Source organism: Streptococcus sp. HMSC056C01, assembly GCF_001811305.1.
Lineage (GTDB): Bacteria > Bacillota > Bacilli > Lactobacillales > Streptococcaceae > Streptococcus.
The window spans coordinates 46,740-65,046 of sequence record NZ_KV804189.1 but is presented as its reverse complement, the minus strand read 5'-3'; the positions used below and the strand labels follow the sequence as shown (position 1 = coordinate 65,046).

The 18,307-nt window shown below is 39.9% G+C and carries 20 protein-coding genes; 15 read left to right on the top strand and 5 right to left on the bottom strand.

What is annotated here, in order from left to right; translation table 11 throughout:
* Positions 1-21 precede the first annotated feature (21 nt).
* The 7 genes from thrC to HMPREF2795_RS02360 all read left to right on the top strand — a co-directional run bounded on the left by thrC (position 22) and on the right by HMPREF2795_RS02360 (position 6,758).
* Complete coding sequence (gene thrC / locus HMPREF2795_RS02390; RefSeq protein ID WP_075228143.1) at positions 22-1,506, top strand: threonine synthase; 1,485 nt, start codon at positions 22-24, stop codon at positions 1,504-1,506.
* Between the two features lie 60 nt (positions 1,507-1,566).
* A complete protein-coding gene (locus HMPREF2795_RS02385) occupies positions 1,567-2,847 on the top strand; it encodes an MATE family efflux transporter (protein ID WP_075228142.1) in 1,281 nt (426 codons plus the stop codon).
* Positions 2,848-2,850: 3 nt separating this feature from the next.
* Entirely contained in the window at positions 2,851-3,465 is a 615-nt protein-coding gene (locus tag HMPREF2795_RS02380; RefSeq protein ID WP_000719439.1) for an HAD-IA family hydrolase, read from the top strand.
* Positions 3,466-3,642: 177 nt separating this feature from the next.
* Positions 3,643-4,788: a LysM peptidoglycan-binding domain-containing protein gene (locus HMPREF2795_RS02375; RefSeq protein ID WP_049502673.1), complete on the top strand. Its 1,146-nt coding sequence runs from the start codon at positions 3,643-3,645 to the stop codon at positions 4,786-4,788.
* Positions 4,789-4,937: 149 nt separating this feature from the next.
* On the top strand, positions 4,938-5,801 hold the full coding sequence (locus HMPREF2795_RS02370) for a DUF2262 domain-containing protein (RefSeq protein ID WP_000184918.1): 864 nt from the start codon (positions 4,938-4,940) through the stop codon (positions 5,799-5,801).
* Positions 5,802-5,959: 158 nt separating this feature from the next.
* On the top strand, positions 5,960-6,385 hold the full coding sequence (locus tag HMPREF2795_RS02365; protein WP_075228141.1) for a MarR family winged helix-turn-helix transcriptional regulator: 426 nt from the start codon (positions 5,960-5,962) through the stop codon (positions 6,383-6,385).
* Positions 6,386-6,395: 10 nt separating this feature from the next.
* Entirely contained in the window at positions 6,396-6,758 is a 363-nt protein-coding gene (locus tag HMPREF2795_RS02360) for a DUF1304 domain-containing protein (RefSeq protein WP_075228140.1), read from the top strand.
* A 47-nt stretch (positions 6,759-6,805) separates the two neighbouring features.
* On the opposite strand, the gene HMPREF2795_RS02355 is transcribed toward HMPREF2795_RS02360, so the two are convergent.
* Entirely contained in the window at positions 6,806-7,663 is an 858-nt protein-coding gene (locus tag HMPREF2795_RS02355; protein WP_075228139.1) for a DUF975 family protein, read from the bottom strand.
* 116 nt (positions 7,664-7,779) lie between these two features.
* Here HMPREF2795_RS02355 and tgt point away from each other — a divergent pair, with 116 nt between their 5' ends.
* From tgt to HMPREF2795_RS02340, 3 genes are all read left to right on the top strand, one after another.
* Positions 7,780-8,922, top strand: coding sequence for a tRNA guanosine(34) transglycosylase Tgt (gene tgt, locus HMPREF2795_RS02350; protein WP_004250663.1), 1,143 nt, complete (start codon positions 7,780-7,782; stop codon positions 8,920-8,922).
* A 132-nt stretch (positions 8,923-9,054) separates the two neighbouring features.
* Positions 9,055-10,872: an acyltransferase family protein gene (locus HMPREF2795_RS02345; RefSeq protein ID WP_001220901.1), complete on the top strand. Its 1,818-nt coding sequence runs from the start codon at positions 9,055-9,057 to the stop codon at positions 10,870-10,872.
* Positions 10,873-11,135: 263 nt separating this feature from the next.
* Positions 11,136-11,477, top strand: coding sequence for a metal-sulfur cluster assembly factor (locus HMPREF2795_RS02340; protein ID WP_001206377.1), 342 nt, complete (start codon positions 11,136-11,138; stop codon positions 11,475-11,477).
* Between the two features lie 194 nt (positions 11,478-11,671).
* Here the strand turns inward: HMPREF2795_RS02340 and HMPREF2795_RS02335 are convergent, their stop codons facing one another.
* Positions 11,672-12,040 carry a VOC family protein gene (locus tag HMPREF2795_RS02335; protein ID WP_000492762.1) on the bottom strand — a complete coding sequence of 123 codons (369 nt, stop codon included), beginning with the start codon at positions 12,038-12,040 and terminating at the stop codon, positions 11,672-11,674.
* A 105-nt stretch (positions 12,041-12,145) separates the two neighbouring features.
* The gene (gene ilvD / locus HMPREF2795_RS02330; RefSeq protein WP_000137339.1) at positions 12,146-13,849 is read right to left on the bottom strand and encodes a dihydroxy-acid dehydratase; all 1,704 of its coding nucleotides are present in this window, start codon (positions 13,847-13,849) and stop codon (positions 12,146-12,148) included.
* Positions 13,850-14,033: 184 nt separating this feature from the next.
* On the opposite strand from ilvD, the gene HMPREF2795_RS02325 reads away from it, so the two are divergent.
* From HMPREF2795_RS02325 to rpmG, 4 genes are all read left to right on the top strand, one after another.
* Positions 14,034-15,041 (top strand): SPFH domain-containing protein, encoded by a 1,008-nt coding sequence (locus HMPREF2795_RS02325; protein WP_075228138.1) that lies wholly within the window; start codon positions 14,034-14,036, stop codon positions 15,039-15,041.
* 2 nt (positions 15,042-15,043) lie between these two features.
* Entirely contained in the window at positions 15,044-15,244 is a 201-nt protein-coding gene (locus HMPREF2795_RS02320; protein ID WP_075228137.1) for a type II toxin-antitoxin system antitoxin, read from the top strand.
* A gap of 148 nt (positions 15,245-15,392) precedes the next feature.
* Positions 15,393-15,575, top strand: a complete 183-nt coding sequence (rpmF, locus tag HMPREF2795_RS02315; protein WP_003009516.1) for a 50S ribosomal protein L32 — start codon at positions 15,393-15,395, stop codon at positions 15,573-15,575.
* Positions 15,576-15,590: 15 nt separating this feature from the next.
* Positions 15,591-15,740, top strand: a complete 150-nt coding sequence (rpmG, locus tag HMPREF2795_RS02310) for a 50S ribosomal protein L33 (RefSeq protein ID WP_001265622.1) — start codon at positions 15,591-15,593, stop codon at positions 15,738-15,740.
* 563 nt (positions 15,741-16,303) lie between these two features.
* Here the strand turns inward: rpmG and HMPREF2795_RS10860 are convergent.
* Both HMPREF2795_RS10860 and HMPREF2795_RS02305 read right to left on the bottom strand, forming a co-directional pair.
* The gene (locus tag HMPREF2795_RS10860) at positions 16,304-16,435 is read right to left on the bottom strand and encodes a hypothetical protein (protein WP_006146247.1); all 132 of its coding nucleotides are present in this window, start codon (positions 16,433-16,435) and stop codon (positions 16,304-16,306) included.
* Between the two features lie 52 nt (positions 16,436-16,487).
* Positions 16,488-16,790, bottom strand: a complete 303-nt coding sequence (locus HMPREF2795_RS02305; RefSeq protein ID WP_006146248.1) for an ArsR/SmtB family transcription factor — start codon at positions 16,788-16,790, stop codon at positions 16,488-16,490.
* A gap of 226 nt (positions 16,791-17,016) precedes the next feature.
* Here HMPREF2795_RS02305 and HMPREF2795_RS02300 point away from each other — a divergent pair, with 226 nt between their 5' ends.
* Positions 17,017-18,171 (top strand): MFS transporter, encoded by a 1,155-nt coding sequence (locus HMPREF2795_RS02300; protein WP_075228136.1) that lies wholly within the window; start codon positions 17,017-17,019, stop codon positions 18,169-18,171.
* Positions 18,172-18,307: the final 136 nt, after the last annotated feature.

Here is an 18,307-nt window from a genome sequence, read left to right as displayed (position 1 = left end):
ATAGATAAAGGATAGAGATTTATGACATTAGTTTATCAATCAACGCGTGATGCGAAAAATACCGTAACAGCCAGCCAGGCGATTTTGCAAGGTTTGGCAACAGATGGAGGTTTGTTTACTCCGGTTAGTTATCCAAAGGTAGATTTGGATTTTGAAACATTAAAGGACGCTTCATACCAGGAAGTAGCTAATCTTGTCTTGTCAGCCTTCTTGGATGACTTTACAGCAGAAGAGTTGGACTACTGTATCACCAATGCCTATGACAGTAAGTTTGATACGCCAGCCATTGCTCCTCTTGTTAAACTTGATGGTCAATACAACTTGGAACTCTTCCATGGTTCTACCATTGCCTTCAAGGATATGGCCTTGTCTATCTTGCCATACTTTATGACAACGGCAGCTAAGAAACACGGCTTGGAAAACAAGATTGTTATCTTGACTGCAACTTCTGGAGACACTGGAAAAGCTGCCATGGCAGGATTTGCGGATGTTCCTGGAACTGAAATTATCGTCTTTTATCCAAAAGACGGTGTCAGCAAGGTGCAAGAATTGCAAATGACCACTCAAACTGGTGACAACACTCATGTCATCGCCATTGATGGAAACTTTGACGATGCTCAAACCAACGTCAAGCATATGTTCAACGATGTGGCTCTTCGTGAAAAATTAGCAGCTAACAAGCTCCAGTTCTCATCAGCAAACTCTATGAATATTGGCCGTTTGGTGCCACAGATTGTCTACTATGTTTATGCTTACGCTCAACTTGTTAAAACTGGTGAGATTAAGGCTGGTGACAAGGTTAACTTTACTGTACCGACAGGAAACTTTGGAAATATCTTGGCTGCCTTTTACGCTAAGCAAATCGGTCTACCAGTTGGGAAACTGATCTGTGCTTCAAATGACAACAATGTTTTGTCAGACTTCTTCAAAACTCGTGTCTATGACAAGAAGCGTGAGTTTAAGGTAACCACTAGTCCGTCTATGGATATCTTGGTATCTTCAAACTTGGAGCGTCTCATTTTCCACCTTTTAGAAAATGATGCTGAAGAGACAGCTGAACTCATGGATGCTTTGAACACTCAAGGTCAGTATGAGTTGACAGATTTTGATGCAGAGATTCTTGATCTTTTTGCGGCAGAGTATGCGACAGAAGCGGAAACCGCAGCAGAAATCAAGCGTGTCTACGAGTCAGATTCTTATATTGAGGATCCTCATACAGCGGTTGCTTCAGCAGTTTATAAAAAATACCAAGCAGCGACAGGTGATGCGACTAAGACTGTGATTGCGTCAACAGCTAGTCCATACAAATTCCCAGTCGTTGCAGTAGAAGCTGTGACAGGAAAATCAGGTCTTAGCGATTTTGAAGCCTTGGCTCAATTACACGAAATTTCAGGAGTAGCAGTGCCACCAGCAGTGGATGGCCTTGAAACAGCTCCAGTTCGTCACAAGACAACTGTTGCAGCATCAGAGATGCAGACTGCAGTAGAATCTTATCTAGGACTTTAAAACAGAGGAAGTAAACTCGGTTGGGAAACTAACTGAGTTTCTTTTCATCAGGAGGAAGGATTGTTTAAGAAATATAAAGACATTCTCAACATAGCTCTGCCAGCCATGGGTGAAAATTTTTTACAGATGCTCATGGGAATGGTGGATAGTTATCTGGTAGCACATCTAGGCTTAATTGCCATTTCGGGTGTGTCTGTAGCGGGTAACATTATCACCATTTACCAGGCTATTTTTATTGCTTTGGGAGCAGCTATTTCCAGCGTCATTTCAAAAAGTTTGGGGCAGAAGGACCAGTCTAGACTAGCCTACCATGTGACAGAAGCGCTCAAGATAACCTTGCTTTTGAGCTTGATTTTAGGGTTCTTGTCCATCTTTGCCGGTCGAGAGATGATTGGTCTTTTGGGGACAGAAGCGTCTGTAGCTGAGAGTGGAGGACTATACCTAGCTTTGGTCGGTGGGACAATTGTTCTCTTGGGCTTGATGACTAGTCTGGGTGCCTTGATTCGTGCCACCCACAATCCGCGTCTTCCCCTTTATGTGAGTCTTTTATCCAATGCCTTGAATATTCTCTTTTCAAGTCTAGCTATTTTCATCCTTGATATGGGCATAGCTGGTGTAGCCTGGGGAACCATCCTATCTCGTTTGGTTGGGGTTGTGATTTTATGGTCACAATTAAAACTTCCATATACGAGACCAAGCTTTGGACTGGACAAAGACTTACTGACTTTGGCTTTACCTGCAGCGGGAGAACGTCTCATGATGCGAGCTGGAGATGTGGTCATTATTGCCTTGGTTGTTTCTTTCGGAACTGAGGCAGTCGCAGGAAATGCTATCGGTGAAGTCTTGACTCAGTTTAACTATATGCCAGCCTTTGGTGTTGCTACAGCAACAGTCATGCAGGTAGCTCGAGCAGTTGGAGAAGATGATTGGGCAAGGGTAGACAACTTAAGTAAGCAAACTTTTTGGCTATCCCTCTTTCTTATGTTGCCCTTAACTCTTAGTATCTATGCTCTCGGAACGCCCCTAAGTCACCTCTATACCAGCAATCCTGTGGCTATTGAAGCCAGTGTTATGGTGACGCTGTTCTCTCTACTAGGAACTCCTATGACGACGGGAACAGTCATTTATACAGCTGTCTGGCAGGGTTTGGGAAATGCACGCCTCCCCTTTTATGCGACAAGTATCGGAATGTGGTGTATCCGTATCGGAACAGGGTATCTGATGGGAATTGTTCTTGGATGGGGCTTGCCTGGTATTTGGGCAGGAACGCTTTTGGATAATGGTTTTCGCTGGTTCTTCCTGCACTATCGTTATAAGCAATATATCTCTTTGAAAGGATGACATATGAAAAAAATTGGATTTATCTGGGATTTAGATGGGACCTTGTTGGACTCTTATGAGGCTATTTTAGCAGGAATCGAAGAGACTTTTGACCAGTTTGACATTCCTTATGATAAGGCTGAGGTTCGTGCCTTTATTCTACAAACTTCCGTTCAAGATCTGTTGGAAAAGGTGGGAGAAGAAAGAGGCTTGGATGCAGATATGCTCAATCAGGTTCGTGCTCAGAGCTTGGCTGAGAAGAATGCTCAAGTTGTTCTGATGCCAGGGGCGCGTGAAATCTTAGCTTGGGCAGATCAGCAAGGGATTGAGCAGTTTGTTTATACCCATAAAGGGGACAATGCTTTTACAATTTTGGAGAATTTGGGTTTGGCCCACTATTTCACAGAAATTTTAACCAATCAAAGTGGCTTTTCTCGGAAGCCTAGTCCAGAAGCTGCGATTTATCTTATAGATAAGTATGAACTAGATCCTCAGCAAACTTATTATATCGGTGATCGGACTTTGGATATCGAATTTGCTCAAAATAGTGGGATTCAGAGTATCAATTTTCTTGCCTCACCTGCAACTTGTAATCAACAGATAGAGCGTTTAGAAGATATTAGTTCGCTTTCCTTCTAGAATTTTCTTCAAGAAGAATGTGTCAGCCTGATGACAGGAAACTAACAAACTATTTCAAGTAATGTGATTTGTTACAACGAATGTACAGTTCTGTTAAATAGCCCCAAAAGGGCTTTTTTTCTATTTTCTTTGTGTTATGATAGACAGGTACTACATTTGAAAAGGAGTTTGAATAGTATGAAGAAAAGAATTATTTTAGCATCAACAGTAGCATTATCTTTTGCCCCTGCCTTGGCAACTCAAGCAGAAGAATTAGTGTGGACAGCGCGTAGTGTTGAGCAAATTCAAAACGATGTTACCAAGAGTGAGAATAAAACAAGCTATACGATTCAGTATGGTGATACCTTAAGTACCATTGCCGAAGCTTTGGGAGTGGATGTGACCGTTCTTGCTAACTTGAACAAGATCAGCAATATTGATTTGATCTTCCCTGAGACAGTCCTTACAACAACTGTAAATGAAAAAGAAGAAGTGACAGAGGTTGAAATTCAAACCCCTGATACAGTTCAAGGAGGCGAAGGTACAACTGCAACAGCAGATTTGACAACCAACCAAGTCACTGTAGATGACCAAACTGTACAGGTTGAAGATTTAACTCAACCAGTTGCAGAAACAACTGTAGCTGAGCCAGTGGCAGAAGCAACAACAGAAGCTGTTACAGAAGTTGCAACACCAGCAGAAGAATCTGCAGCAGAAACAACAACAGGAGCCACTACAGAAGTTGCAACACCAGCAGAAGAATCTGCAGCAGAAACAACAACAGGAGCCGTTACAGAAGTTTCAGCACCAGTAGAAGAGCCGGTCGCAGAAACACCTGTAGTGGAAGAAACGACTACAACAGAAGCACCAGTTACAGAGACTGTAACAGAGACTCAATCAGCACCATCAACTTATCAAGCTGAAGCAAGCCAAGGTTCATCAGCGACTTATGCAGCACCAGCAGCACCTGATTATGCAAGTATTGCAGCTTCAAAATCAGAAAATGCAGGTCTTCAGCCACAAACGGCTGCCTTTAAAGAGGAAGTAGCTAATTTGTTCGGAATCACGTCATTTAGTGGTTACCGTCCAGGAGATAGTGGCGACCACGGAAAAGGTCTTGCCATTGACTTTATGGTTCCAGTAAGCTCTGCTCTTGGGGACCAAATTGCAGATTATGCTATCCAAAATATGGCTAGCCGTGGCATCAGCTACATCATCTGGAAACAACGTTTCTATGCACCATTCGATAGCAAATACGGACCAGCCTACACTTGGAATCCAATGCCAGATCGTGGAAGCGTTACAGAAAACCACTATGACCACGTACACGTATCGATGAACTAAGAATAATGAGAAGTTGGGAACTTGAGTTTCCGCTTCTTTTTTTGTTATGACACACTTTATAAGTGAAATAAAATCTAAAACACGATATAATGTAAGCGGATACAAGGTTATGCTAACGATTTTAAGCATAGAGAGAAAGGGTGATAAGGATGACAAACCGATTAAAAACTCCATTTGAGAAAACAAGAGATGATTTTGAACAGGAATTTACTGGAGAAATCGTTGAACTCTTGATTTTTACCCTCCAAAATGTAAATGGGGCTGCTTCTTTAAAAGATGGCTGTAAAATGCCGTCCGTTCATTTTAAAGCTAGTGTCAATGTTGAAACTCAGGACTTCTCTGAACGTGAGGGACGTTTGGAATGGGTATTGACTCCTGAGGAATTTGAAGAAAAGAGATGGGGCTTTAGTTTTGAACCCTACAAAATTCATCATATCAAATGCCAAAAACGCCCCTTCATGGAGTTAGAGCCATATATGTCAGAAGTAGCTAATAACTGCTACCACTTGCTGGAATACCTAGATGACCAATCCACAGACTCTAGGTTAGAGACCTTGATTGAAACCTATCAAAAACCGGTCATCATTCAAGACGATATTGGCGAATTCACCTTAAACAGAGCCTATTCTTGGTTTGAAGGATTTATCACTTACGAGGGTGGTAAGATTCATGCTATCTTTGCTGCGAGTGCAGATGAAAGTCTCCCACCAAGTTCTTTTGATGATCTAAAGAAATTTATGGGAACTTTCCAAGTTCAAGATACTCGGATTAAAGACTATATTGTCAAAGAACTGTGGGAAACAGCTCAAGACTGGATAGATTCAGATGAAAATGATGTAGTGTTAACAGAAGAGTATTTTACCAACTCACTTTCCTTGAGTGAACTATCAATCAACGAAGATGGAGAATTGACCCTCTACTATGATGATCGTGAAGAAATTTTTGCAGGCCATGCCATCGAAGTGGTCATTGATAAAGAGGGAGAAATCCTTCGAGCAGATTTGGTAGGTTAGTGCTGGATTTTATCTAGAATATAGAAGTAATAGCCTTTTGGGATTGAAACCAAGAGGCTATTTTTCGTGAGTAAGCAAAATAGTTGCGTTTTTAATCTTTCTGCAATATACTTGATAAGTCAATAGTTGACAAATCAAGTTTACGCAGGGAGGTAGAAATGAAAAAAATTAACGACTTATTGTACCAGCTCCATTTAACAGATCAGATGATCACTCAACTTTTTAAGAAACAATTGGGAATTAGTTTGACCCGCTATCAAATCCTGCAGTTTTTACTGCAACAGTCACCCTGCAACCAGATTGCCGTTCAGGAGAAGTTAAAGATTGACCAGGCGGCCTTGACCCGTCATTTTAAGATACTGGAGTCAGAGGGCTATGTCAGTCGCAATCGGAATCCAATCAATCAGCGAGAAGTCTTAGTTGAATTAACCCAAGAAGCCAAGAATCAACTCTTGGTCAATCCGCCTAAACATCACTTGCGAGTGAAGGAGCAGATGGAGAACATCTTATCCTCTACTGAGCAGCAAGACCTGACAGCTTTGTTGACAAAACTAGTATCAGGATTAGAAGAAATAGAATTTTAAGGAGAAAACGATGTCAATCATTACTACTATTTTAGCAACTATTGTTGCCCTCGAACATTTTTATATCTTTTATTTGGAGAGTATCGCAACTCAATCAGACGCCACCAGTCGAGTCTTTAATATGGAAATGGAAGAGTTGACTCGACCATCTGTAACCTCATTGTTTAAAAACCAAGGAATTTATAATGCCTTGATTGGGGTATTTTTTATTTACGGAATTTATTTCTCACATAGCTTAGAAATCGTAACAATCTTTGTTTTATTTGTCATAGGAGCAGCTACTTATGGTGCCTTAACAGCAGATAAAAAAATCATTCTCAAGCAAGGTGGTTCAGCAATCTTAGCACTCTTGAGCATCCTTTTCTTGAGATAAAAACAACCAGCACTTTCTATTGAAGGTGCTGGTTTTAATCATTCACATTAAACTTTTCTCCGCTTGATTTCGAGTAATCTTTGATAAAAGAAGAATTGACTACTATAGATATAAGGGAAAGTAGGGATGCTCGCAATTCCGAAGCTGATCCAGATAAGGAGATACCAAGGAAGTAGCTGTAAATCAAGGACGAAGCGTTGGAACTTATAGCCTTTCATAAGGAAGCGGCTGGTTTTGAGTACGCGACTTGGCTTGGCAATTCCAATTGCAAGGGTATCACATAGGAGAAGCTCTACTTGGGAATAAGCGTAGTATTGTGGCAGATAGGCAATGGTTCCCAAAATCATCAGAAAGACGCTGCCAAAGAAGTAGAGTGCAAAAGTGAGCAGAAAATGTTCGATATCTGAATTGGTGACGTCTACGGCTGGAAATTCGGGATGAAGTTCTACAAATTTACGAGCCATAGCACTGCTATAGAAGAGCAAGTAGACACCAAAAAGATTAGGGATGCTCCACAAAAAGAGATAGAAACGCTTGAGCAAGAGAGTCAGAAAGGTCTGGGTGAAGAAGCGATTGTCAAGTAAGGACAGACTATCTTTAAAGGAAAGCTCTATCTCGGAAATTCTGTAAAGATTAATGGTTGTAAAGAGGGCGCCAGCTAGGATAATAGAACTTGTAAATCCGACTGCTAGAGGAAAGAGTGAAGACTGGATCAAGCTCATCAAAAAAGTAAAGAAGGATTGCTCAAGAATCCCCTCATCAAGTAGGGATAATGGACTTATAAAGCTGGATAGAATCAGGAAAATGCTTGGTAATAAAAAGACAAGCAATAGACGAGGATGTTCGGCTTGAAACTGTTTAGCTTGTTGACGAACTTCTTTTAAATCAATTTTTGGGTATTTCATTCTTTCATTATACCATAGTTCGTGACAGTTCCTGTTTTTTTTGATAGAATCATACAGTATGCCCTTGGGCACAAAGTAAGAACTGGGACTGTTTTTCCCAGCTTCGGAGGTAAAAAATGTCAGATTCACCAATCAAATATCGATTGATTAAAAAAGAAAAACACACAGGAGCTCGTCTGGGGGAGATTATCACACCCCACGGAACCTTCCCAACCCCTATGTTTATGCCGGTTGGGACACAAGCAACTGTTAAAACCCAATCGCCAGAAGAATTGAAAGAGATGGGTTCAGGAATTATCCTATCCAACACCTATCACTTGTGGCTTCGCCCTGGAGATGAGTTGATTGCTCGAGCAGGTGGGCTTCATAAGTTCATGAACTGGGACCAACCTATCTTAACGGATAGTGGCGGTTTCCAAGTATACTCTCTAGCGGATAGTCGTAACATCACAGAAGAAGGGGTAACGTTTAAGAACCACCTCAATGGTTCTAAAATGTTTCTATCACCTGAAAAAGCCATCTCTATCCAAAACAATCTAGGGTCAGACATTATGATGTCCTTTGACGAATGTCCTCAATTTTATCAACCTTATGATTATGTGAAGAAGTCAATCGAACGTACCAGCCGTTGGGCTGAGCGTGGATTAAAAGCTCATCGTCGTCCACATGACCAAGGTTTGTTTGGGATTGTACAAGGTGCAGGATTTGAAGATCTTCGTCGTCAGTCAGCTCATGACCTTGTCAGCATGGACTTCCCAGGATACTCTATCGGAGGGTTGGCAGTAGGTGAAACTCATGAAGAGATGAACGCAGTTTTGGACTTCACCACTCAACTCCTTCCTGAAAACAAACCTCGCTACTTGATGGGAGTGGGAGCACCAGATAGCTTGATTGATGGGGTTATTCGTGGGGTTGATATGTTTGACTGTGTCTTGCCGACTCGTATCGCTCGTAACGGAACTTGTATGACTAGCCAAGGACGTTTGGTTGTCAAGAATGCCCAGTTTGCGGAGGACTTTACCCCACTTGATCCTGAGTGCGATTGCTACACATGTAAGAACTACACCCGTGCCTACCTTCGTCACTTGCTCAAGGCTGACGAAACCTTTGGTATCCGCTTGACAAGTTACCATAACCTCTACTTCTTGCTCAATCTCATGAAGCAGGTCCGTCAGGCTATTATGGATGACAATCTCTTGGAATTCCGTGAGCATTTTGTTGAAAAATATGGCTACAATAAATCAGGTCGTAATTTCTAAGATTATCAATCTAAAGCTGAAATCCTAAGTTTTCTCTTAGGATTTTTCTTCTTTTTTTGATAAAATAAAGGTAATATGGAATGAACATTAGATGGTTTTTTAACTACTCTAATGAACGGAGAATAAACTCGTATGCGTATTAAATGGTTTTCCTTGATCAGGATTACAGGCTTACTCTTGGTGCTTTTGTACCATTTCTTTCAGACGGTTTTTCCAGGAGGTTTCTTCGGGGTTGATGTCTTTTTCACCTTCTCAGGTTTCCTAATTACGTCACTCCTGTTAGAAGAATTTGGACAAAAAGGGAAAATCGATATCTTAGGATTTTTCAGGAGACGCTTCTATCGGATTTTTCCCCCAGTCGTCTTGATGATCCTGGTTGTTATGCCTTTTACTTTCTTGGTTCGACAGGATTATGTGGCAGGAATCGGTGGTCAGATTGCTGGTGTCCTTGGTTTTATGACTAACTTCTATGAAATGCTGACAGGAGGAAGTTATGAATCTCAATTTATCCCTCACCTCTTTGTTCACAACTGGAGTTTAGCGGTTGAAGTTCATTACTATATCTTGTGGGGCTTGGCAGTTTGGCTCATGTCTAAGCAAGCCAAAACAGGTGGGCAACTACGGGGAATGGTCTTTCTACTATCTTCAGCTACCTTCGTCGTTAGCTTTCTTTCAATGTTTATTGGTAGCTTTATCGTTAGCTCATACTCAACGCTTTACTTTTCAAGTTTGACTCATGTTTATCCATTCTTTTTAGGAAGTGTGCTTGCGACCTTGATAGGAGTTCGTCATACGACACCTCTTCTCAAACGTTTGAATCAAACCCTAGACTTGAAACAGACCTTGCTAGTATTTGGGGCTGGTCTCGGAGTTTTACTCTTATTGACCTTCTTTGTGAAATTCAATTATCTCTTTGCCTACTTGCTTGGCTTCTTGTTGGCAAGTTTAGCTGCCCTTTTGATGATCGTTGCAGCACGAGTTTTACATGAGAAAACTCCGACGATTGAAGAACCCAAGGTAATTAGCTTCTTAGCTGATACGAGCTATGCCGTTTATCTTTTCCACTGGCCGTTTTATATCATTTTCTCTCAGTTGATGAGCAATCTACCGGCAGTGATTCTCACCACTATCTTTTCTTATCTCTTTGCAAGCCTTTCTTTCTATGTGATTGAACCTTTCATTGCCGGGAAGAACACTAGCTTATTGCAAAGGGTAAAAGAAATTCCGCATATTCAACCAATCTTTGCGGGTAGCGTCGGTTTTCTTAGCTTGCTGACACTGATTGTGATGCTCATAGCTCCCCAAGTCGGTGCTTTTGAAACGGATTTGATGGTAAATGGCCTCAATCAAGCTCAAACCAATATTACCCGTACAAAAACCATGGCGGATCAAGCAGAAGCCAGTCGCTACAATATTGCTGAAGGTGTATCCATTATCGGAGATTCTGTAACCTTGCGTGCAACACCTGGACTTAAAGAGGTTCTACCAGACGCTCAGACAGATGGTCAAGTAAGCAGAAATACCAAGCAAGCCAATGCTATTATGCTCAACCACAGTCAGAATAAAGTCCTCCCTAAAATAGTTGTTATTGCTACTGGAGTGAATAACCCTGAGGATTATAAGGCTGATATTGATTCTTTGATAACAAATCTACCTAAGGGACATCAGCTTGTACTTGTGACACCTTATGAGGGTGATACAACTCAAGCAACTCAGCCTTATGTAGAACAGTATGCTAGCTATGTGCGTGAAGTAGCTCAAAAGTATCCTTACATTGAGGTTGCAGACTGGAATCAGGTGTCTAAAGATCATCCAGACATCTGGAAAGGAACGGACCAGGTTCACTTTGGAAGTGATAATACCAAATTAGAAGAGGGTGCTAAGCTCTACGCAGAAACGATAGCATCAGCTATCAAGGCCTTGGCAGATAAGCCTGTGAAGTCAAAATAATATCTAAAAAGTAGAGATGACCTTTCTCTACTTTTTCTTTTTAAAAAGTACTTCTTAGAAAATAATTCATTCTCTAAGCTTCTCTCTCTAACTTATGGCAATATCGTCTTACTCTAGGTTGTTAGATCTTTGGGTGATTTGGCCCAACTCTGGCAATCTCTAGGCTTTCGTTTTTATGGCGGATCACGTCTTGATTGGGAAAAGCTTGCCAAATTGTCAGAATTATGAGAAAATAGGTGCAGTCAGAAAATGGAGGGAATGCAATGAGAGAAGACATCAAGATTAATGACCGTGCTTTAGCATTAGGAAATCAAATCATTGACAAGCTAGAAAAAGTTTACGATACAGATGTGGAATTAGATGTCTATAATCTTGGCTTGATTTACGAGATTCATTTGGACGAGGCTGGTCTTTGTACAATTGTCATGACCTTCACCGATACAGCCTGTGACTGTGCAGAAAGTTTACCTATTGAAATTGTGGCAGGTCTGAAACAGATTGAAGGAATTGAGGATGTTAGGGTTAAAGTTACCTGGTCACCTGCCTGGAAGATTACACGCATCAGTCGCTATGGACGTATAGCACTTGGACTACCACCGCGCTAAAAAACAAGAGAGAGTGGGACAGGAATCGGTAATTCGATAGAATTCGATTTCGTAGTCCCACCTCCGCACAGTTGAGTAGGGCTGTAAAAGCTGATGAAATCAGCGTAGTAGAGCCCACTCAACCACTGCGTCTTGCTCGACAATCCAAAGACAATTGAGAGGCTAGGACTTTTGTCCCAGGCTCCTTTTTGTTATTAGATTCCTCTAACTGCAAAATAGTGTCCACTTGGATTTGCAAAGTTAAAGTTAGGGAAAGGCTGAGTATTGATCGAACTAGTGGTATCAGTCACTGCAGCTAGGCGTTGATGAAGACCGTGAAGGTCTGCTGACTCAAAGAGTAGGCTGGGTTTCATATCGACTACCTCCGGTGATACTTGACGAATAAAATCCTTAGCATAGATAGTGAAAGTCAGCGTACTGTCAGCGTGAGGTTTCATCTCAAAAGTTTCAAATTCCATTATTTCTGGTTGATTAAAAACTTCAAATCCAATGGCAAACCAAAAGTCTCTCTCCACTGCTACATCATCTACGTAGAGCATAATTCCTGTATTTTGTGAAAACATCATTTCTCCTTTGTAATCATAGTTAGAGCAAAGATTTTATAACATTCTATGAGAAAATACAAATAACTAGAAAAAGCAGTCATTTAGCGACTGCTTATTTTCTAGTTATTTTTTACCAGATTGTTCCATATTCCAGAAATCTGTAACGGCACCACGTGATGCAGAAGATACGGTATGGGCATACTTACCAAGAACACCACGGCTATAGAGTGGTGGCAAGGTTGTTTCTGCCTTGCGTTTTTCAAGTTCTTCATCGGAAACGTCCATGGAAATTTCTTTCGTATCTTGGTCGACAGTGACGATATCGCCTGTACGAAGGTAGGCAATTGATCCGCCATCCTGAGCTTCAGGAGCGATATGTCCAACAACCAATCCATAAGTACCACCAGAGAAGCGTCCGTCTGTCAAGAGGGCAACCTTGTCTCCTTGGCCTTTACCAACGATCATTGATGAAAGTGATAGCATCTCAGGCATACCAGGACCACCCTTAGGTCCAACGAAACGAACAACGACAACATCGCCATCAACGATTTCATCTGACAAGACAGCTTGGATAGCGTCTTCTTCTGAGTCAAAGACCTTGGCTGGACCAACGTGACGACGAACCTTAACACCTGACACCTTGGCAACTGCACCGTCAGGAGCAAGATTACCGTTCAAGATGATAAGCGGACCGTCCGCACGTTTAGGATTTTCAAGTGGCATGATGACTTTTTGACCTGGAGTAAGATCTGCAAAGTCAGCCAAGTTTTCAGCGACAGTCTTACCAGTACATGTGATGCGGTCTCCGTGAAGGAATCCATTTGCCAGCAAGTACTTCATAACTGCAGGTACACCACCAACCTCGTAAAGATCTTGGAAGACATATTGACCAGAAGGTTTCAAGTCAGCCAAGTGAGGCACACGTTCTTGGATAGTATTGAAGTCCTCAAGTGACAAGTCAACATTAGCTGCGTGGGCAATGGCGAGCAAGTGAAGAGTAGCATTTGTAGAACCACCTAGAGCCATAGTCACAGTAATGGCATCTTCAAAGGCTTCACGAGTCAAGATATCAGACGGTTTGAGACCGAGCTCCAGCATCTTAACAACAGCACGTCCAGCTGCTTCAATGTCTTCTTTCTTATCAGCAGATTCTGCTGGGTGAGAAGAAGAACCTGGCAAGCTCATCCCCAAAACTTCGATAGCAGTCGCCATAGTATTGGCAGTATACATACCACCACAACCACCAGGCCCAGGGCAGGCATTACATTCGAGACGTTTCACGTCCTCAGCTGTCATATCACCGTGGTTCCATTTACCGATTCCTTCAAATACAGAAACCAAGTCGATGTCTTTGCCATCCAGTTTTCCAGGGGCGATAGTACCACCGTAAGCGAAAATAGCTGGGATATCCATATTGGCAATGGCAATCATAGAACCAGGCATGTTCTTATCACAGCCCCCGATAGCTACAAAGGCATCTACGTTATGACCACCCATAGCAGCTTCGATAGAGTCCGCGATGATATCACGAGATGTCAAAGAGAAGCGCATACCAGGCGTTCCCATGGCAATCCCGTCTGCTACCGTAATGGTTCCAAATTGAACCGGCCAAGCACCAGCAGATTTGACACCTTCTTTTGCAAGCTTACCGAAGTCATGCAAGTGGATATTACATGGTGTATTTTCTGCCCAAGTCGAAATGACTCCCACAATTGGTGTTTCAAAGTCCTTATCTGTCATACCAGTCGCACGAAGCATGGCACGGTTTGGTGATTTAACCATACTGTCATAAATGCTACTGCGGTGACGTTTATCTAATTCTGTCATTAAGTTCCCTCCCATTTCAGTTTTTACCATTATAGCACATTTTAAAAACAATGAACAGAAGAAAATTCTTGAATTTTCAGACAATTCAAACCATTGAAATCTTCTTAAAAAAGATTGCATATTTTTGTTGACATTTAAAATTAAAGTGATATCATTTAGATATCAAATACAGGAGGTCATTCTGATGACTGAAAAACTAATCAATTCAAAACCAAATGGTGTAGTAGCATTGGTACTCATTGAGTTGGCACTCGTACTTGGTTTCCTTATATTTATAATGGGTGCTGGTTCAGAAAACATTTTTGGAATTATTATCGGACTTTTATTAAGCTTAATTGCAGGTCTAGCTCATGCTGGTTTAAAAGTTGTCAAACCTCAGGAAGCTCTGGTTTTGACCCTCTTTGGTAACTATACGGGTACCATTAAAGAACCTGGTTTTTACTTTGTCAATCCCTTCAGTATAGCAGTCAATCCTGCAAACCACACTCGACTTGGTCAAAGTGGGGATGTTAGCACGAAATCTCCTTTTTCAGGAGTTAAATCATCAAATGGTAATGACGTAAATCTTGAAATTGGCAAAAAGCAGATTTCTCTCAAAGTTATGACTTTGAGCAATTCTCGCCAAAAAATTAACGATTGCTTAGGGAACCCTGTTGAAATCGGTATTGCCGTTACTTGGCGTGTAGTTGATACGGCAAAAGCAGTCTTCAACGTTGATAACTATAAAGAATATCTGTCATTGCAGTGTGATAGCGCCCTTCGTAATATTGTCCGCATCTATCCTTACGATGTGTCTCCTAATGTAGATACTACAGGTGATGGACAAGCCGACGAAGGAAGCCTCCGTGGTTCTAGTGAAATTGTAGCTAGTCGCATTCGTGAGGAAATTCAAAATCGTGTAGAGGATGCTGGCTTGGAAATTCTTGAAGCACGTATTACTTACTTAGCTTATGCACCGGAAATTGCAGCTGTCATGCTTCAACGTCAACAAGCATCAGCCATTATTGATGCACGTAAGATGATTGTAGACGGCGCTGTAGGAATGGTTGAAATGGCCCTTGAACGCCTGAGCGAAGGAGAGATTGTAGAGCTAGACGAAGAACGGAAGGCTGCTATGGTTTCAAATCTTCTAGTAGTTCTCTGTGGCAATCATGATGCACAACCAATTGTCAATACAGGAAGCCTTTATTAGAAATGGCAGAAGCTAAAAAAAAGCAAATCCCCCTTCGACTTTCGGCAAAGTTATATGCTGCACTCGCATCATGGGCAGAGGATGACTTCCGATCAGTTAACGGGCAGATTGAATATCTCCTTACAGAATGTGTCAAGCAACGTAAAAAAGACGGGAAATACATCCCAGAAACCATTGATGAACCCTTCGAGATTGATATTTAATTTATTTTCCTATCCAGAAGATTGGATAGGAAAATTTTTTTATCTTTTTTTGTCAAGTAACTTTACTTTACAAAAAAGTTTTGATATACTATTAAAGTTGATGAAAATCAAACCTAACTGAATTTATATCTTAAAAGGAGAAATCAAAATGGCAGTACCTGCACGTCGCACATCAAAAGCGAAGAAAAACAAACGTCGTACGCACTACAAAGTAACAGCTCCATCTGTAAACTTTGACGAAGCAACTGGAGATTACTCACGTTCTCACCGTGTATCACTTAAAGGATACTACAAAGGACGTAAGATCGCTAAAGCTGCATCAGCTGAATAATAGAAGGGAGATACCATGCGCGTAAATATTACACTTGAACACAAAGAATCTGGTGAACGCTTGTACCTTACTTCTAAAAACAAACGTAACACTCCAGACCGTCTTCAATTGAAGAAATACTCACCAAAACTTCGCAAACACGTTGTGTTTACCGAGGTGAAATAGGGATTCACTACACGTCAATAGATGTGAAAACCCTTGATTTTAAGCGATTCCTGAAATTCTAAATTTCACTACATTGCAATATAAATCAACCGAATCACTACCTTTTTCACTACCTTTTTTGAAATAAAAATAATGATTCGGATATTTAAAAGAAGAGGAACTTTAGTGTGAAGCTCCTCTTTTTTATTTGTTCTTTTACTTACAAATCGTAAGACCTGGTTTGACACGGTTTGATTTCAAGTAATTTATAAATAGCTTTAGATCAGATTTCAGAAGACTTGGACTGCTTTTTCATTTGATAAATTGTAAAATATAGTGCAACAAAAATCTCATAATTAGGAAATTAAATCTTTAGTAGTTAAATATAATTAAACTGTGTAAGAATGAATATGAAGATTAATAGAACAATTTTTCATGTGTAATACATACAAAATAATTTGACACCTCTATAATCTATAAATTTGTTTTATTTCTAATATCAAACCAAATTTTAGGGTAGTGTACAATAAGTTGTGTAAACACAAAAAGGAATAAATCCGTTATAGTAGAGTTGCGAAACATTACTAGAAAGAGATTTCTTCCTTAACTATTTCTACATCAACATGGTCATTAGTCAATGCCTCTAATAAAGTAGTTGTTGAACCAGTATTTCTAAATAAAACATCACAAACTACATTTTTTAAATATCTTTTCATATACCTCCCCGTTAACACAAGAAAACTACTGGTCTAGTTGAAATGCATTTGATTATTTGTCTAAAGAATTAAGAAAGCCAGGTAAGAAAGTATCAAATGTCTCATGATTTAACTTTACAAATTTATTCTGACCTACTTTTCTTGTTGTAGTAAGACCAGCTTCTCGCAAAGTTTTAAAATGATACGAAGCAGCTGATTTACTAATAATGAGCAAATCGCCAATTTCTCCACAACTTAGTTCAGTATTCGCTCTGTACAGTAATCTAATAATTTTTAGACGAACATTATCTGCTAATGCTTTAAAAATTTTAACTCTTAAATCATCTTCGCTAAGGTTATATTGTTTCATAGTCATAAAGTAATTTTACTATTGAAATAAACACTTGTCAATTTTTTGTACGGCCGTCGTTGACTTTTCTGCATTATAGTGATAATATAAAGTTTAATAGTTCAATAATTGTTTAACTATTAAATTTAAAAAGGAGGTGTTTTATGAAACAGAACTGGATAGCAATTATTACGTAAAGTATCTATTTATAACTTATAACAAAAATATTCTTAGAAAGTGATGTTAATATACAATGAAAAAATACTCTTATTTGTTCTTCTTAACAATGTTCATTATAGGGACCGATACATTTTTAATTTCTCCACTGCTTCCAACTTTAGCAAACCTATATAATATAAATTCTTCAGTTTCTGGTTGGATGGTCAGCGCATATGCAATAGGTTATGCTGTATTTGCCCTTATCTCAGGCCCAATTTCAGATGGTCGTGATAGAAAAAAAGTAATGACTTATGGGCTGATTGCTTTTACCATTTCAACTTTTCTATGTGGTTTTGCAACAAGTTTTCCTTTAATGCTCCTTTTTCGCTTATTTGCAGGTATCAGTGCTTCATTTATAACTCCACAAGTTTGGGCTTCAATTCCTATTGTTGTTGATAAAAAGTATATTGTGCAGGTTATGGGATATGCGACCGCTGGTTTATCCGTTTCTCAAATGGCTGGGGTACCTATTGGTGGCTATCTGGCAAACTTTTCTTGGCAAACTCCCTTTTATACGATTGCGTTTGCTTCCTTAATACTTCTCATTTTAATCCATATTTTTCTACCAAAACTTGAAATTGGAAAAGCAAATAGAATTTCTTTTACAGAGGCTTATAAAAATATCCTAACTAATAAAAAATCAGTTAGTTATCTAATTGCTTATTTTGTTTTTCAAACAGGTTCTTTTACAGCCATTACCTTCATATCTACATGGTTTACCAATGACTTTAATATGAGTTTAACTAACATTAGTACTGCAATTATAGCTATTGGTGCAGGTAACTTATTGGGTTCTTTATTTGGAAGTCAATTGGTTAAAAAATTTGGTTTACAAAGAACTTTTAAAACTGAATTACTTACATTAATTATCCTCTACCTTATTCTACCTTTTGCTAATAATTTTTGGGTAGCCGAAATTTTATTAATAATTATCTATATAAATAATGGATTTATTTTTCCTTTGTTTATGGCGACTTTGCAAGGTACTGTTGAAAATGCACGAAGTACGATTTCTTCATTATCAAATGCAGTAATGTATTTAGGTGAAACAATTGCAGGTATAGTGGGAGGAGTTCTCTTTGTGAAATTTACAGGATTCTCAGGAATTTCTGTTTTCGCAGCTATTATGATTGCCTTATCATGGTTATTGTATGCACAAGCAGGGGCGTTTAAGAAAGATAAATCTTAAGCTCAATATTTTAATTCTAAAAACAATATAAAATAAAGAGGTTGGAACAAAAGTCTGACCTCAAATATAAAAAGCGAACAAAACTAGTTTTCTGGCTTTAATAACAGTCTCTATCCTTTAGGTGAAAATACCGATT

Coding starts and splice junctions, on each gene's coding strand:
- thrC (WP_075228143.1), top strand. CDS start 22: ATGACATTAGTTTATCAATCAACGCGTGATGCGAAAAATACCGTAACA.
- HMPREF2795_RS02380 (WP_000719439.1), top strand. CDS start 2,851: ATGAAAAAAATTGGATTTATCTGGGATTTAGATGGGACCTTGTTGGAC.
- HMPREF2795_RS02375 (WP_049502673.1), top strand. CDS start 3,643: ATGAAGAAAAGAATTATTTTAGCATCAACAGTAGCATTATCTTTTGCC.
- HMPREF2795_RS02370 (WP_000184918.1), top strand. CDS start 4,938: ATGACAAACCGATTAAAAACTCCATTTGAGAAAACAAGAGATGATTTT.
- HMPREF2795_RS02365 (WP_075228141.1), top strand. CDS start 5,960: ATGAAAAAAATTAACGACTTATTGTACCAGCTCCATTTAACAGATCAG.
- HMPREF2795_RS02360 (WP_075228140.1), top strand. CDS start 6,396: ATGTCAATCATTACTACTATTTTAGCAACTATTGTTGCCCTCGAACAT.
- HMPREF2795_RS02355 (WP_075228139.1), bottom strand. CDS start 7,663: ATGAAATACCCAAAAATTGATTTAAAAGAAGTTCGTCAACAAGCTAAA.
- tgt (WP_004250663.1), top strand. CDS start 7,780: ATGTCAGATTCACCAATCAAATATCGATTGATTAAAAAAGAAAAACAC.
- HMPREF2795_RS02345 (WP_001220901.1), top strand. CDS start 9,055: ATGCGTATTAAATGGTTTTCCTTGATCAGGATTACAGGCTTACTCTTG.
- HMPREF2795_RS02340 (WP_001206377.1), top strand. CDS start 11,136: ATGAGAGAAGACATCAAGATTAATGACCGTGCTTTAGCATTAGGAAAT.
- HMPREF2795_RS02335 (WP_000492762.1), bottom strand. CDS start 12,040: ATGTTTTCACAAAATACAGGAATTATGCTCTACGTAGATGATGTAGCA.
- ilvD (WP_000137339.1), bottom strand. CDS start 13,849: ATGACAGAATTAGATAAACGTCACCGCAGTAGCATTTATGACAGTATG.
- HMPREF2795_RS02325 (WP_075228138.1), top strand. CDS start 14,034: ATGACTGAAAAACTAATCAATTCAAAACCAAATGGTGTAGTAGCATTG.
- HMPREF2795_RS02320 (WP_075228137.1), top strand. CDS start 15,044: ATGGCAGAAGCTAAAAAAAAGCAAATCCCCCTTCGACTTTCGGCAAAG.
- rpmF (WP_003009516.1), top strand. CDS start 15,393: ATGGCAGTACCTGCACGTCGCACATCAAAAGCGAAGAAAAACAAACGT.
- rpmG (WP_001265622.1), top strand. CDS start 15,591: ATGCGCGTAAATATTACACTTGAACACAAAGAATCTGGTGAACGCTTG.
- HMPREF2795_RS10860 (WP_006146247.1), bottom strand. CDS start 16,435: ATGAAAAGATATTTAAAAAATGTAGTTTGTGATGTTTTATTTAGAAAT.
- HMPREF2795_RS02305 (WP_006146248.1), bottom strand. CDS start 16,790: ATGACTATGAAACAATATAACCTTAGCGAAGATGATTTAAGAGTTAAA.
- HMPREF2795_RS02300 (WP_075228136.1), top strand. CDS start 17,017: ATGAAAAAATACTCTTATTTGTTCTTCTTAACAATGTTCATTATAGGG.